This is a genomic window from Streptomyces sp. NPDC001492 (genome assembly GCF_053597275.1).
In genome coordinates, this window is sequence record NZ_JBSFHW010000015.1 from 131,502 (window position 1) to 146,663 (window position 15,162).

A 15,162-nucleotide genomic window follows, 5' to 3' on the forward strand; every position below is an offset into this window, starting at 1 on the left:
TCACGCCTTGATCAGACCGGCGCCGTGCAGGGCATCGGCCGCGGCGGCGACGGTGTCGAACGGCAGCCCGGACCGCTCGGCGACGTCCAGCAGACTGTGCTCGCCGTCGGAGAGGTTGAGCACCCAGAGCATGGCCATCTGGGCCTGCCTGGTGTCGCTGCGGCCACCGAGAGCGTCGTACAGCCCGCGCCGGCCCAACTGCGGTTCGCCGTACGGGCTGAGGTTGATGTACTGCCGGTTGCGGTCGAGGACGGCGAACGCCTCGCGGCAGACCGCGAGGGTGTCCGCCATCGCCTCCGGGGAGACGAAGTCCGGGTTGTCCGCCGAGGTGTGGTACTCGGGGTAGCCCGCGTACGGGGTCCGGGTGAGCGAGCCCACACCGAGGTTGAACCCGGGCGAGCAGTACTGCCGCTCGTCGTAGCCGTACGGCGTGAACTCGTTGACCTGGTGCGGGCGTTCGGATGCGGTCAGCACGTACCGCATCACCCGGTCGATCTCCGCGTCGCCGCGCCTGCTCTGCTTGTACGTCAACTGGCCCCGGTCCCCGGCGCAGGCCAGCACGACGCCGTGCTTGACCCGCTCCACCCGCTCGGCGTTGCGGGCCAGCCAGGTGATCGCCCCGATGGTGCCGGGCGCGAAGATGAACCGGTAGGTGTAGTACGGCGTTTCCTCGGCGAGCGCGCGGGCCAGGAACGTCGCCACCGCGATGCCGGCCAGGTTGTCGTTGGCCAGCGAGGGGTGGCAGACGTGGCAGGAGACGATCACCTCGTCGGAGACCTGCCCGGGGACCACGTGCTCGGCGTAGGTGAGGTGGCCGTCGGCGAGCGTGGAGTCGATGCGGACCTCGTACTCGCCGTCCGGCATCGCGTCCAGCGTCTCCTGGGCCAGGCAGAAGCCCCACTCCGGCTTGTAGTAGCTGGTCCGGTACGGCACCCAGGACGGCTGGTCCGGCAGGGTGTGCAGGTGGTCGCGCAACTCGGACAGCGGCATGGTCGCCGACACCGGGATGCTGTAGCCGAGCACGTGCAGGCTGGACGCGGCGAAGTCGACGACCCGTCGGCCGGTGCTATCGGCGATGTACGCGTCGCGGATGTTCCACTCCTGCGGCACCGTCCAGTCCAGCACCTGCGTCCCGGTCGGCACCTCGTGCACCTGCAGCGGGAGGTACTCGCCGACGATGTCCAGGGTGGCGCGGACACCGTCGCCGGTGATGCTCCGGCACAGCGGGTACATCCGCTCCACCAGGGCGTGCATCTCTTCGCCGGGAGGGGTCATCGGCGCCACCGCAGGGTGTCGTCGACGGTGCCGGCCTCGGATGCCGCGCGCAGCACGGCGAGCCGGGTGAAGCGCTGGTCGAAGTCCTCCTTGGTCAGTGCGAACTTCCGGTAGGCATCGGCGAGTTCGAGCGCGCCGCGCTTGACCGACCACTCGATGTCGAAGCCGGGGATGGCGGCGCGGAACCGGGAGAAGTCCACCCGGTAGGAGCGCGGGTCGGCCCCGTTCTCCCCGGTGATCCGCACCTTCGCGCCGGGCACCGCCTCGGCGACCTGCTCGGCGATCTCGGCGACCGTGACGTTGTTGGTCTCGCTGCCGATGTTGAACGCGCGGTCGTGCACCGCCTCGCGCGGGGCGGTCAGCGCGGCCGTGAAGGCCCGCGCGATGTCGGCGGCGTGCACCAGCGGGCGCCAAGGGGTGCCGTCGGAGAGCACCAGCACCTCGCCGGAGAGCAGCGCGTGGCCCACCAGGTTGTTCAGCACGATGTCGGCGCGCAGCCGGGGCGAGTAGCCGAAAGCGGTGGCGTTGCGCATGTACACCGGGGTGAAGTCGTCGTCGGCCAGCGCGTGCAGGTCGTCCTCCACCCGCACCTTGGACTCCGCGTACGGCGTCACCGGGCGCAGCGGGGCGTCCTCGCCCACCAGGTCGTCGCCGCCTGCGGCGCCGTAGACCGAGCATGTCGACGCGTACAGGAAGCGCCGCACACCGGCGTCGCGGGCCAGCCGGGCCAGCCGTACGGAGGCGTGGTGGTTGATGTCGTAGGTGAGTTCCGGCGCCAGCGAGCCCAGCGGGTCGTTGGACAGGGCGGCCAGGTGGATCACCGCGTCCACTCCGGCCACGTGTTCCGCCGTGACGTCGCGCAGGTCGACCCGGTGCCCCTGCGGGTCGGCGGGTGTGTCGCCGAGGACGGAGTCGGCGAACAGGCCGGAGTCGAGGCCGACGACCTCGTGTCCGGCGGCGGTGAGGACCGGGGCCATCACGGTGCCCAGGTATCCCTGGTGTCCGGTAAGGAGTACGCGCATGGTTCAACCCCCCAGGTTGAGCGTGAGTTTGGTGACGGCGAACGCCTCGGCGTATCGCTCGTGGCATTCGATGCCGCGGATTCGCGCAAGACCGAGGAAGGCTTCGCGGTCGTACCAGGGCCGGTGGCGCTGCGAGGCGTAGTGCTCCTGCAGCAGCCGCACTTTTTCTTCGGCGATCTCCGTCGACAGCGGCTGGTAGGCGGCCATGCGGCCGAGATCGCCGTCCCATTTGACGATCTCGTAGCCGAGGACCAGGTGGTCGCGGAACGCGGTGGGTATCAGCTGCGCCAGGCCGCGGTGGTCCTGGTGGGCGTCGTCGGTGCGCGGGGCGAGGATGAGATCCGGGTCGGTCTGCGCGCGCAGTTCCTCGACCGCGGCCTTGGCCTCGTCCCAGTGCACGGGCAGCCGGCCGTCCGGCAGCTTGTGCACGGTCAGCCGCAGGTCGGCGCCCGGGCAGAAGGCGGCGAGCGCGGCCTGCTCCTCCTGCTCGCGCTCGCTGCCGCCGCCGGAGAGCACCAGCGCGTCGACGCGGAGGCCCGGCCGTGCGTGGCACAGCGTCAGCAGGGTGCCACCGGCGCCGATGGCGATGTCGTCGCAGTGCGCGCCGACGGCGACGATCCGGTCCAGGCTTCCGGTTTCGAGGCGGATCACGCGTGCACCCCGGTGTTGTCGTGTTCCCACACGGCCCAGGGACGGTCGCCGCGGGCGTAGGCCTCGTCGAGCGCGGCCCGCTCCTTGACGGTGTCGGTGGGCTTCCAGAAGCCGCGGTGCTGGTGTGCCACCAGGCGGCCCTGCTTGGCCAGTTGGGCGCATCCGTCGGCGACCAGGTCGCCGTTCTCCGGGATGTGGTCGAAGACTTCTTGGCGCAGCACGAAGTAGCCGCCGTTCTCCCACAGCGGCATGTCGCTGACCGCGGTGATGCCGCCCACCAGGCCGTCCTCGCCCAGGTCCACGCAGTGGAAGGAGGACTGGGGCGGTACCACCATCATCGACGCGCCGGCGTCGCGCCGGGCGAAGTTTTCGATCATGTCCGGCAGCGGGGCGTCGGTGAGGACGTCCGCGTAGTTGGCGAGGAACATCTCGTCGCCGTCCAGGTGGTGCCGCACCCGGCGCAGCCGCTCCCCGATCGGCGACTCGATGCCGGTCTGCGCGAACGTGATGGTCCAGTCGGCTATGTCGGTGGACAGCAGCTCGGTCTGGCCCTTGCGCAGCACGAAGTCGTTGGACGTCGTCTCCTCGTAGTTGAGGAAGAAGTCCTTGATGTGGTGGGCGCCGTAGCCGAGGCACAGGATGAACTCCTTGTGCCCGTAGTGCGCGTAGTAGCGCATGACGTGCCAGATCAGCGGCCTGGGGCCGACCATCGCCATCGGCTTGGGCACGTCGTCGGAGGTTCCGTTGCGCATCCGCATCCCGTAACCGCCGCAGAACAGGACGACCTTCATGCTGTGACCTTTCGGGACGCGGCCTCGACGATGCTCAGTTCCGGGATGGGGAAGACCAGCCGGCCGCCCCACTCGTGCACGTAGGACAGCTGCTCGACCAGCTCGGCCCGCAGGTTCCACGGGAGGACGAGGACGTAGTCCGGTTTGTCGACGGCGATCTGCTCGGGCGCGAGGATCGGGATGCGGGTGCCCGGGGTGAACCGGCCGTGCTTGTACGGGTTGCGGTCGACCGTGTACGCGAGCAGGTCGGGCCGGATGCCGCAGTGGTTGAGCAGGGTGTTGCCCTTGCCGGGGGCGCCGTAGCCGACGACCGTCTCGCCGCGCTCGGCCGCCTCGATGAGGAACTTCAGCAGGTCGCGGCGCACCTTGGCGACCCGGGCGGAGAACTCGGTGTACCCGGACAGTTCCTGAAGGCCGGCGGCCTTCTCCCGGGCCAGGACGTCGGCCACCCGCTGGGTCGGCTCGCCGGCCACCTCGGCCGGGCGGGCCCACAGCCGGATGGATCCGCCGTGCGTGGGCAGCAACTCGACGTCCACGAGCGCGAGTCCGCCGCTGGCCAGGGCCTGGATCGCGGAGGCGACCGTGTAGTACTGGAAGTGCTCGTGGTAGATCGTGTCGTACTGGTTCTCCTCGATCAGGGTGAGCAGGTGCTGCACCTCGATGGAGACCCAGCCGTCGTCGGCGACCAGGGCGCGCAGGCCCTGGGTGAAGCCGACCACGTCGGGGATGTGTGCGTACACGTTGTTGGCCACGACGAGGTTGGCCGGGCCGTGCTCTTCGCGGACGGCCGCGCCGGTCTCAGGGCTCAGGAACTCCGTGAGCGTGGGCACGCCCTTGTCCCGTGCCGCCGCGCCGACGTTCACCGACGGCTCGATGCCCAGGCAGCGGATCCCGCGGTCCACCACGTGCTTCAGCAGGTACCCGTCGTTGCTGGCGACCTCGACGACGAAGGCGTCGGGTCCGAGACCCACGCGCTCTGCGGCGTCGGCGACGAACGTGCGGGCGTGCTCCACCCAGGAGGTCGAGTACGAGGAGAAGTACGCGTACTCCTTGAAGGTCTCCTCCGGCGTGATCAGCGGCGGGATCTGCGCCAGCCAGCAGTCGGTGCAGACCCGCAGGTGCAGCGGGTACGCCGGTTCCGGCTGGTCGAGTTGGTCCGCGGCGAGAAAGCTCTCGCAAGGTGGCGTCGCCCCGAGGTCGACGACGCTCGCCGTCGCCTCCGAGCCGCACAGTCGGCATCGTGTCATCTGCTGTTCCCATCCCCCCTGCTCGCGCGGACGTCCCCGCCGCGAGTCTGTGCTGACCGCCCCGCGATCGCGGTGCGGTACTCATCAACCAGGCGGTCGAGGCCGACCGCCGGGCTGAAACCCTGTTCGTAACGGAGCCGGGCCGCTCGGCCCATCTCCCGGTTGCCGTCCGGCTCGGCCGTGATCCGGCGGATGCAGGACGCGAGCGAGGCGGACTCCCCCGGCTCGTGCAGCAGCCCGGTCACGCCGTCCTCGACGAGTTCGACGAAGGCGCCGTGCCCTGCGGCGACGACCGGGACGCCCGCCGCCATCGCCTCCACGACCACCAGGCCGAACGCCTCCAGCCAGGTCGAGGGAGCCACCACCGCGACCGATCGCGCGACGGCCTTCTGGCATTCCGCCGTGTCGAGCAGGCCGACGTGGCGCACGTCGTCCCGGCCCGCCGCCCAGGCGGTCACCTCCGGCTCCAGTGGCCCGGTGCCGGCGATCACGAGCGGCACGCCCACACCGCCGCTCGCCGCGAGTTCGTCCCACGCGGTCATGAGCAGCCGTACGCCCTTGGCCTCCGCGAGCCGGCCGAGGTAGAGCAGATGCTCTCCGTCGCCCTCTCTGGTGGCGCCCGGGTCGGGTACGAAGTTGTGCTTCACCGCCAGCCGTTCCGCGGGCATTCCGGCCTGCACCAGGGTGTGGCGCTGCGCCGCGGAGATGCAGAAGAACCGCTCCACGCCGGACCACCAGCGCCGCCGGTTGGCCGACAGGCTGATCGCGAGCGGCACCGTCGCCAGGCGGGAGCCCCGGTAGCAGCCGTGCCGGACGGCGGGCAGCGGCAGCGCCGATCCGACGCACTCGGTGCACGGCCGGCCGTCCCGCTGCAGCGTGCCGGGCGGGCAGACCTGGGTGTAGTTGTGCAGCGTGGCCACGGCGGGCACCCCGGCGTCGGCGCAGGCGGCCAGGACCGCGGGCGACAGGAGCGGGAAGACGTTGTGGACGTGCACCACGTCCGGCCGTTCGGTGCGCAGCTTGGCGGCGAGTTCCGTGCGCACCGCCGGGTTCCACGGCACCCGCAGGGGCACCGCGACCTTGCTGAGCAGGGACATGGCGCCGATGTCGTCGCTGCGCCGCTCGAACACCTCGACCCGGTGGCCGGCCGCGCGCAGCAGCTCCACCTCCTGGTCGACGACCCTATTCTCCCCGCTCGGCTGCGCCGAGGCGTAGCGGTTGTGCACCACGAGGATGTGCATGCTCAGGTCACCTCCGATCGGCGGGCCCAGCGCGGGACGCGCTGTCGAGGGAGTTCCGGCGTGGAAAGCCGGGGGACTTCGGGCGTCGTGAGGACGGCGGCCTCGGCAGGTGCCGCCAGCAGCGAGGCGGCCAGGGCCAGATGCAGCAGATACGGTGAGGCGTCGCCGAGACCTGCCTCCGTGTACGAGGCCATCGCGCAGTAGCTGATCAGGAAGATCGCGCAGGCCCGCTGCAGCGACGGCGGCCGCAGCAGCGCGACACCGCCCAGCACCACGATGATCACCGCGACGAGGGTCACGCCGATCAGGCCCTGCTCGTTGTAGACGGCCAGCCAGCTGTTGTCGATCGGCAGGCCGCCGAACGACTTGTCGCCCAGGCCCACGCCGAACAGCTGCTCCGAGGTCGAGCGGGGCGCGGACAGCAGGGCGTCCCAGACCTTGGCGCGGCCGGTGAGGCTGGAGAAGTTCTCCTTGCTCTGTCCGCGCAGGAACCACGACTGGAGCATGGAGGCGAACCCCACCGCGGCCACCGTGGCCAACAGCACCGCCCAGGTGAAGAAGCGGCGGGCGGCGGCGCTGGTCAGCAGGAGCGAGCCGATCGCCAGCACCAGCCCGACGAGCAGGCCGAGCGTGGCCGTACGGGTGTGGGTCAGCGCGAGCAGGACGAGGGACGGCACGATGATGACCGCCGCGCTCTTCTTGTCGGTCCGGTGGCCCAGCAGGAGCAGCACGGTCAGCCCGATGATCACCGCCGCGTACTGTCCGATCTGCGGCGGGGTGAGCGGCCACAGCGCGCCGACCAGGCGTCCGCCGTAGAGGTCGGGCAGGGCCGCACCCGGTGAGACGGCGAGGCCCGCGGCCACCGATCCGAGCACCGCGAAGTACATTCGGATGTGGTGCCTGACGAACGTCAGGCCGCCGTCCCACCAGCGGGTGAGCAGCCACAGGGTGCCGACGAAGAGAGCCAGCCGGAAGCAGCGGAACAGCGCGCCGAACCCCGACTCCAGATTCGCGCTGGAGATCACGCTCGACACCAGCAGCAGGGTGAGGGTGAAGACGTACGCACTGGGCCGGATGCGCACCCGGAGATTGACCGTCAGCGCCAGGGTGAACGCGGCGACCAGGGCGCCCATCGTGACCATCTGGATGAGGGAGCGGGGCAGCGGGACGATGGTCTTCGCCCCGGCGGAGCCGAGCGTGTTGAGGACCAGCAGCCCCCAGACGACCCCGATGATCCTCGGTGTGCCGGCGGAGCGCGGTTCGGCGCCGGACAGCGTGCTCATCTCAACCACCCGCCTGTCCGCTGATGGTGCTGCCCGCGTCCTGCTGGTAGGGCGCGCCCTGCCAGCTCTGGAAGTCGAGCACCTTGCTGGGGTCGTGGACGACGAAGGCCCACGGCCCGGCGTAGACGTTGTCGTGCCAGCGGTTGTGCTGCTTGAGGGTGATCGCGTCGGCCACCTTCTCGCCCTTGTACGGCGACCAGTCCGGATAGGTGCCGTAGTTGGAGAGCACGGCCATGCGGTCGCACTTCGTCGTGCACTTGAGGACCGACTTGTCCAGCACGAAGCGGTTGTCGTGGATGTCCACCCGCTGGGTCTTCCACCGGCAGTCGGCGTAGAGCGGTGCCTTGGTGATCGTGGACTTCGAGCAGCGGCTGGTCTTCTTCACCAGCAGCGTGCAGTCACCGGAGGAGGTGTTGGCCGGGCTGTTGCAGAACCGGTCGGCGTTCTCCCACAGGGTGATCCCGGACCAGTTGTTCTCCAGCAGGTTGCCATAGATATCGATCTTGTTCGTGCGGGCTTTGACGCGTGGTTCGCCGCCGGACTCGGACAGGTAGACGGTCGCGAACGGGAAGGTGTCGCCGCGGCCGGCTGCCTTGCGGCCCTCGACCCAGTTGTTGCGCCGGATGGTGTTGTTGCGGATGACCGCGTTGTAGCTGGTCTCGTAGATCAGCGCGGCGCCGTCGTTGGCCTCCAGCACGTTGTCCTCGATGCGGAAGTCGTTGTTGTTGGTGTCCGCCCACAGTCCGGTTCCGCGGTTGTCGTGCACCCAGTTGCCGCGTACGTCGGCGCCGTCGACGGCCCAGAACTTGATGCCGCCGGTGCAGCCGCAGCCCTGCTGGCGCCGCTCCCAGTCGCCGGTGTTGTTGCCGACGATCTCGTTGCCCTCGACCACCAGGCCGCTGATGCGGCCGCTGCCCTTGTAGGCGTTCATGCCGTACTGACCGTTGGCGCGCAGGCAGTTGGCGCGGACCTGCTGGCGGGCTCCGGCCATCAGCCCGGCGCCCAGGTTGTTCTGGATGGTCGAGTGCTCGATGACCCAGCCGTCGGCCGAGTCGTGGTTGACCACGCCCTCGTTCTGCGGCGGGACGAAGCCCTGCACGGTCAGGTAGGCGATGGTGACGCCCTGGGCGGTGCCGGCGAACGCGTACTGGTTGGTCTTCCGGCCGTCGAGCACCGCGCCGGGCGCGCCGAGGTAGCGGTCCCCCTTCTTGGGGATGACCTGGGCGTAGCGGTCGGGGTCGAGCCGGTGCTTGCCCGGTCGCAGCCAGAACGTGGTGTCGGCGGGGTGGCTCTTGGTCTTCGCCGCCAGGTCGCCGACCTTCGCGGGGTCGACCGTCACCGCGCCCGCCGGGGCCTTCGCCGGCCCGGCCTCGGGCTTGGCGCACACCCGGGCCAGGGCGGTGGTCCGCGCCCCGGACATGGTGGGCGCGGCGGTCGTCGCCTTCGCCTCGGCGGGCTGCGTGCCGTCGCAGCCCGTCAACGCCAGCAGGGCCAGCGTGAGCGGTGCCACCGCCCACGCCCAAGGCCGCCTCTTGATCCGCACGTGCCCCTCCCTAGCCGCGGAACCTGAGCACGGTGGTGAAGCCCTCCGTGCCGTCGGTGAAGCCGGTGCCGACCAGGGTGGTGGCGGGTTCCTTGCGCCCGAATCCCGCGGAGTACCAGCCCAGCGGCGGCTCGCTCTCGCCGCGGTGCGCCCGCCAGGACAGCTGCCCGGGCAGGTCGAGCACCGCGGAGCGGTCCTCGCCGTCCCGGGTCCAGGTCAGTTCGGCCCGGTTCTCCACCAGCTCCGCGGTGATCCTCGGGCCGAGGTGGAAGGCCAGCCGCACGGCCCCGCCCGGGCCGCGCACCTCGTCGACCACCTTCAGCTCCCGGCTCTCGGCGGTGAGTTCCACCTGGCGGCGGTGCACCGAGCCCTGGTAGCCGTCGTGCTCCGCGCTCCAGCGGGCCGACCCCGCGCCGGACGTCTCCGCGACCAGTACGCGGGTGTCGGCATGCCGGGTCCACAGGAACGGGCCGCCGGAGACGGACTGGTCGGCGCCGTCCAGCTCAAGGGTGTTGTGGCCGAGGGTGGAGCGGAAGTACTGCCGCCACTCGGGCTGCCCGTGGTAGCAGTACGTCCCCGGGTCGGCGAGCACGTCGACGCCGTCGTGGCGGACCTCCACGGACAGCGCGTCCGCGTGGGCGTGCGCGGCGATGGACAGGAAGCCGTGCGGGCCGCCGTCGCAGCGGCACCAGATCTCCTCCGGGCCACGCAGGATCGTCATACCCGCATCGGCGAAGTGGCCCGGCCTGCTTGCCGGGCGGGACACGGCCGGTCCGGTTCCGTTTTTCTCGTACGGCCGGATGAGCGCGGCCAGCAGCGGGGTGCGCACATCGGTGCCGGTCACCCTCGGCCACCAGTCGAGCCGCCCGAACACGGCGTCCCCGGTGGACAGCAGCGAGCCCCAGCGGTCGGTGCCCTCGCCGTCCAGGATCAGACCGTGCCCGTCGTCCGCGTCGCCCTGGCGCGGCGGCCGCAGCCGGTTGTCCACGACGGCGGCGAGCGCGTCGGTCATCCGCAGCAGCACCAGACGGAGGGTCGCGGGGACCGGCACGCCGGCGGCATCGGCCTCGGCCAGGGCGGCCAGGCCGAGTTCCAGCACCAGGCCGTGGTACTCGGAGGCCAGTTCACGGTTGAGGCCGGAGAGGAAGGTGTTGCTGCGCAGATGCCGGTCGAGCGAGCGCAGGGCGTCGGCCCGCCAGCGCTCCGAGGCGGGGAACCAGCCGAACGCGCAGGCCGCGGCGAACTGCCCGGCGGCCTCGGCGATGACGTGGTTGTTCGCCGACGATCCCCGGCTGGGGAAGGCGGCCAGCCAGCGCTGGTGGTGCCAGATCTGGTTCAGCGCCACCGGGTTGTCCTCGAACAGTCCGGCCGCGCCCGGCCAGCCCTCCAGCAGCCGGCGCACCCACACCCACGACAGCAGCCGGACGCCCAGCTCGATGCCGCTGATCCAATGGACCCCGCGCAGCGGCGGGTTGGCCTCCCACCATGACCGCAGGTGCGCGGCCACGCGCTCCGCATACCGCTCGTCCCCGGTGACCGCGTAGGCGGCGGCGAGCTGGGTGAGGTGGTGGTGCCGGGACAGCTCCCAGATCTGCTTGATGTCCCCGACCGCGTCCTCGCTGCGGTACGGCACGTCGAAGGCATAGCCCGAGGGGGCCCGGCGCCCGGTCTTGGGGTCGTACCACCAGTCCGGGTCGACGAGGTCGTCGCGGGCCACCCCGAAGTACTCGGCGTGCCCGTCCATCAGCCGGTCCGCCTCGGCCACGAGGCGTTTCGCGGCGTCCGACGGCACCGCGGCGATCGCTCCGGCGGGCAGGACCGCGGTGAACCGGGCGCCGGTCACGCTCGGGCAGTTCGGCGGCGCCGACCGCCAGCGCCGTCTGCGCAGCGTGTCGCCCACCCGGCCCGCGACCTCCTGCGGTCCCATCCGGGACAGCCGCCGCAGGTACCAGCCCGCGCTCATCGTCATCGTGCGTTCTCCAACGTCACCGGCGCGCCGCCGGCCAGGCCGGCCTGCACGGCGAGGGTGGCCGCCGTGGTGGCGACCAGCGACTGAAGCGGCACCGGCATCGGGCCGCCGGTCCGCACGGCCTTGATGAACGCGGCCAGTTCGGCGTTCTGGCCCTTGTCGCGGGCCTTGGGCAGCCGTGAACTGACCCACTTCTTACGGCCGGCTGTGCTCTTTTCGAAATACAGCGAGGCGCGGACGAAGTCGTCGAGGCGCAGCACCTTGCCGTCGGCGACCAGGTCCAGCGTCTCCTTGGGGAAGCCGGGGGCGCCGGTGGTGACATAGCTGATGGTGGCGGTGGACCCGTCCGGGTAGCGCAGCACGACCTGCAGATCCTCGTTGCCGGACGGGGCGACCGCGTAGACGGAGACCGGGTCGGCGTCGAGCAGCCAGCTCGCCGTGTCGATGAAGTGGCCGCCCTCGCCGGCGAAGCGTGAGCCCTCGGTGCCCTGCTGGAGGTACCAGCTGCCGTGCTGCAACTGACCCGCGTTGACCAGGTAACGCAGGCTCGCCGGGCCGCTCCGGGTGCCGAACTGCTTCCTGGCCTCCTGCAGCAGCGGCGCGAAGCGGCGGTTGAAGCCGACCTGCAGCCGGTCGTTGCCGGACTCCTCCACCGCCGCGAGCACTCCGGCCAGCTCGTCCTCGCTGAGCGCCAGGGGCTTCTCCACGAACACCGTCTTGCCCGCCAGCAGCGCCTTGCGGGTCAGATCGGCGTGCGAGCTGTGCCGGGTGACCACGAACACCGCGTCGATGGACTTGTCGCCGAGCACGGCGTCGAGGTCGGTGGTCGCCTCGGTGAAGCCGAACTTCCGCTGCGCGTTGGCCGCGGAGAGCGCGGTCGTGGTGACGACGGTCGACAACTCGACGCCCTCGCGCTGCGCCAGGTGCGGCAGCAGCATCGACGTCGCGTAGTTGCCGGCGCCGACGAACGCCAGCCTGACCGGTGTCCTGGCGGCGCGGGCCGGACTCGGCTTCACGTTCACTGCGGGTACGGCGACCGCCGGAGCCTTCGCTTCCCCCGCCTGCTCGGGGTAGCGGAACAGCGCGGTGATGGCCTTCAGCTCGCCGTCCTTGAGGCGCTGGTAGGTCTCCACAGCGTCGTCGAAGTCGGCGACGTGCGAGATCAGCGGCTCCACGTCGATCTTGCCGCGGGCGGCGAGGTCGAGGAAGCAGGCCAGGTTGCGGCGCTCGGTCCAGCGGACGTAGCCGATCGGGTAGTCGCGGCCCTCCAGCTCGTACTCCGGGTCGTAGCGTCCGGGGCCGTACGAGCGGGAGAAGCGGACGTCGAGTTCCTTCTCGTAGTACGCGTTCCACGGCAGGTCGAGGCGGCACTTGCCGATGTCGACGACCCGGCCGCGGTCCCGGGCCAGCTTGGCGGCCAGCTCCACGGGCTGGTTGCTGCCGCCGCCGGCGGCCAGGTACACCTGGTCCACGCCATGACCGTCGGTGAGTTCGGCGACGGCGTTCTCCACGGCGGCGGAGGCGGGGTCGCCGCAGGCCGCGGCGCCCAGGCGCTCGGCGAGTTCGCAGCGCGCCGGATCGGGGTCGGCGCCGACGACGCGGACGCCGGAGGCGGCCAGGAGCTGCACCACCAGCTGCCCGATCAGTCCGAGGCCGATGACCAGGGCCACTTCGCCGAGCTGCGGCTCGCCCTGGCGGACGCCCTGCATGGCGATCGACCCGACGGTGCCGAAGGCCGCGTGCTGGGGCGCGAGTCCGTCGGGCACCGGGACGTAGAGGTTCTTGGGCACCCAGTTGAGCTCGGCGTGCAGGGCGTGCTCGTTGCCGGCGCAGGCGACCAGGTCGCCGACCTTCACGTCGTCGATGCCGGCGCCGACCTGCTCGACCACCCCGCACAGCGAGTAGCCCAGCGGTGTGTAGGAGTCCAGCTTGCCCATCACCTTGCGGTAGGTGGCGGGCACCCCGTTGGTGGCCACGCTCTGCATGACCTTGGCGACCTGGTCCGGGCGGGAGCGGGCCTTGCCCAGCATCGACATGCCGGCCTCGGACACCTTCATCATCTCGGTGCCGGTGGAGATCAGCGAGTAGGCGCTGCGGACCAGCACCCCGCCCGGCTTGCACCCCGGCACCGGAACGTCGAGCACCGCCAGCTCGCCGCTCTTGTAGTTCTGTACAACCTGCTTCACTCGAACTCCTCTGAGATTCCTAAGCCGTCAAACGAGTGCTCTGGCCGGACCCAGAGGTCGCGTCGCGATACCAGTACTCGAGCGTCAGTACGTGCCACAGATGCTTGGAGAAGTCCTGCTGCCCGGCCGCGTCCTCGGCGACCATCCGCTTCAGTGCGTCGCGGCGCAGGATCCCGGAACGGACGAGCTCGCCGTCGTTGACCACCTCGCGCACCAGCGGCGCCAGGTCCCGGCTCATCCAGGCCCGCAGCGGGGCGCTGAACAGGCCCTTGGGCCGGTACACGATCTCCCGGGGCAGGATCGAGGTGGCCGCCTCCTTCAGGACCGCCTTGCCCTGCCGTCCGGCGATCTTGCGGTCGCCGGGGATCGCGAACGCCGCCTTGACCACCTCGACGTCCACGTACGGCGTCCGTACCTCGGTCGACGCGGCCATGCTGGAACGGTCCGTGTAGGTGAGGTTCAGTCCCGGCAGGAACATCCGGGCGTCGGTCAGGCACATGCGGTTGACGAAGTCGTCGAGGTCGTTGTCCCGGTAGACGTCCTGATGCTCGGTCAGTACGTCGTCGACCGTGCCGGCCAGGTCGGGATCGAGCAGGGCGAGCAGCTCCTCCTGGTCATACATGGTGTAGCTGCGCCGGAAGGCGGTCTCCTCCGGCAGGTCGGCGAAGGACAGGAACCGCTTGGCGAAGCGCACCGACCGGAATCCCCGGCGGGAGGTGGCGACCGGCAGCCGGTCCACGGCCGCGGACACCCCGCGCCGCAGGGGCCGCGGGACGCGCTGGTAGCGCAGCGCGATCAGGTTGGCCAGGTGCTTGCGGTAGCCGGCGAACAGCTCGTCGGCGCCCATTCCGGAGAGCATCACCTTGACCCCGGCCTCGCGTGCGGCCGTGCAGATGAGGAACGTGTTGATCGCGGCGGGGTCGCCGATCGGCTCGTCCAGGCTGTACGTCATCTGCGGCAGCAGGTCGAGCACGTTCGGGGCGATCTCGATCTCGTGCAGGTCGACGCCGAACCGGGCGGCCACCTGCCGGGCGTAGCGCAGGTCGTCGGGCATCGCCTCGAACTTGGCGTCCTCGGCGCGGAAACCGATCGTGTAGGCGGAGATCCCCGGCTGGTGGCGGGCCGCCAGCGCGGTCAGATAGCTGGAGTCGAGGCCGCCGGAGAGGAAGGTCGCCACGGGGACGTCGGAGAGCAGGTGGCGCCGGGTCGACTCCTCGATGACGGCGGCCAGGTCGGGCTGCTCACCCGTCCGGGCCCGCTCCTGGCCCTCGGCGGCGACCTCCTTCAGGTCCCAGAACCGGCCGCGCTCCACCCGGCCGTCGGGCCGGCACCGCAGCCAGCTGCCCGGCGGCAGCTTCTCCGCCTCGCGGAAGGCGCACCGCGAGTCCGGCACCCAGTAATAGAGGAGGGAGGCCACCAGCGCCGCGTGGTCCACCTCCAGCTTGCCGCCGGTGGCGGCGGCGAGCGCCTTCAGTTCGGAGGCGAACACCAGACCCTCGCCGCGCCGCAGCAGGAACAGCGGCTTGATGCCCAACTGGTCGCGGACCAGGACCAGTTCACCGGTGCGCTCGTCGAAGATCCCGAACGCGAACATGCCGCGCAGCCGGGGCAGACAGTCCGTGCCCCAGCGCCGCCAGGCCTCCAGGAGGACCTCGGTGTCGGAGGTGCCGCGGAAGCGCACCCCGGCCGCCTCCAGCTCGGCGCGCAGCTCGGGCGCGTTGTACAGCTCGCCGTTGTACGTGAGGGCGAGGCCGTCCGAGACCATCGGCTGGGCGCCGGTCTCGCTCAGGTCGATGATGGAGAGGCGGCGGTGCCCGAGGTGCACCTCGCCGTCACCGACGGGGTGGCCGTAGCGGCCCGCCCCGTCCGGGCCGCGGTGGGCGAGGGTCTCGGTGAGCCGGTCGGTCACCAGCTTTCCGTCCGGCCAGCGGTAGGTGCCTGCGATGCCACACAT

General features: G+C 71.1%; 11 protein-coding genes. All 11 read right to left on the bottom strand.

Translation table 11 applies throughout. The features are described 5' to 3' along the window. Genes ACWC1K_RS20870 through asnB form a run of 11 tightly spaced genes read right to left on the bottom strand, consistent with a single transcriptional unit; the run spans position 1 to position 15,162 of the window. Positions 1–1,284: a DUF4910 domain-containing protein gene (locus ACWC1K_RS20870; RefSeq protein ID WP_450833226.1), complete on the bottom strand. Its 1,284-nt coding sequence runs from the start codon at positions 1,282–1,284 to the stop codon at positions 1–3. Next, positions 1,272–2,297: an NAD-dependent epimerase/dehydratase family protein gene (locus tag ACWC1K_RS20875; RefSeq protein ID WP_450833227.1), complete on the bottom strand. Its 1,026-nt coding sequence runs from the start codon at positions 2,295–2,297 to the stop codon at positions 1,272–1,274. The genes ACWC1K_RS20870 and ACWC1K_RS20875 overlap by 13 nt, the downstream gene beginning before the upstream one ends. A gap of 3 nt (positions 2,298–2,300) precedes the next feature. Then, entirely contained in the window at positions 2,301–2,948 is a 648-nt protein-coding gene (locus ACWC1K_RS20880; protein ID WP_450833229.1) for a PIG-L deacetylase family protein, read from the bottom strand. Next, positions 2,945–3,739: a glucose-1-phosphate cytidylyltransferase gene (locus ACWC1K_RS20885; RefSeq protein WP_450833230.1), complete on the bottom strand. Its 795-nt coding sequence runs from the start codon at positions 3,737–3,739 to the stop codon at positions 2,945–2,947. The genes ACWC1K_RS20880 and ACWC1K_RS20885 overlap by 4 nt, the downstream gene beginning before the upstream one ends. Next, positions 3,736–4,986, bottom strand: coding sequence for a methyltransferase domain-containing protein (locus ACWC1K_RS20890; RefSeq protein WP_450833232.1), 1,251 nt, complete (start codon positions 4,984–4,986; stop codon positions 3,736–3,738). Before ACWC1K_RS20890 ends, ACWC1K_RS20885 begins: the two co-directional genes overlap by 4 nt. Then, positions 4,983–6,227 carry a glycosyltransferase gene (locus ACWC1K_RS20895; RefSeq protein WP_450833233.1) on the bottom strand — a complete coding sequence of 415 codons (1,245 nt, stop codon included), beginning with the start codon at positions 6,225–6,227 and terminating at the stop codon, positions 4,983–4,985. Before ACWC1K_RS20895 ends, ACWC1K_RS20890 begins: the two co-directional genes overlap by 4 nt. A 2-nt stretch (positions 6,228–6,229) precedes the next feature. Next, on the bottom strand, positions 6,230–7,510 hold the full coding sequence (locus ACWC1K_RS20900; protein WP_450833235.1) for an O-antigen ligase domain-containing protein: 1,281 nt from the start codon (positions 7,508–7,510) through the stop codon (positions 6,230–6,232). 1 nt (position 7,511) lies between these two features. Continuing rightward, positions 7,512–9,053 carry a right-handed parallel beta-helix repeat-containing protein gene (locus ACWC1K_RS20905; protein WP_450833237.1) on the bottom strand — a complete coding sequence of 514 codons (1,542 nt, stop codon included), beginning with the start codon at positions 9,051–9,053 and terminating at the stop codon, positions 7,512–7,514. Positions 9,054–9,063: 10 nt separating this feature from the next. After that, positions 9,064–11,022, bottom strand: coding sequence for an alginate lyase family protein (locus ACWC1K_RS20910; RefSeq protein ID WP_450833238.1), 1,959 nt, complete (start codon positions 11,020–11,022; stop codon positions 9,064–9,066). Beyond that, entirely contained in the window at positions 11,019–13,208 is a 2,190-nt protein-coding gene (locus ACWC1K_RS20915) for a bi-domain-containing oxidoreductase (protein WP_450833240.1), read from the bottom strand. Before ACWC1K_RS20915 ends, ACWC1K_RS20910 begins: the two co-directional genes overlap by 4 nt. A gap of 19 nt (positions 13,209–13,227) precedes the next feature. Continuing rightward, positions 13,228–15,162 carry an asparagine synthase (glutamine-hydrolyzing) gene (gene asnB, locus ACWC1K_RS20920; protein WP_450833241.1) on the bottom strand — a complete coding sequence of 645 codons (1,935 nt, stop codon included), beginning with the start codon at positions 15,160–15,162 and terminating at the stop codon, positions 13,228–13,230.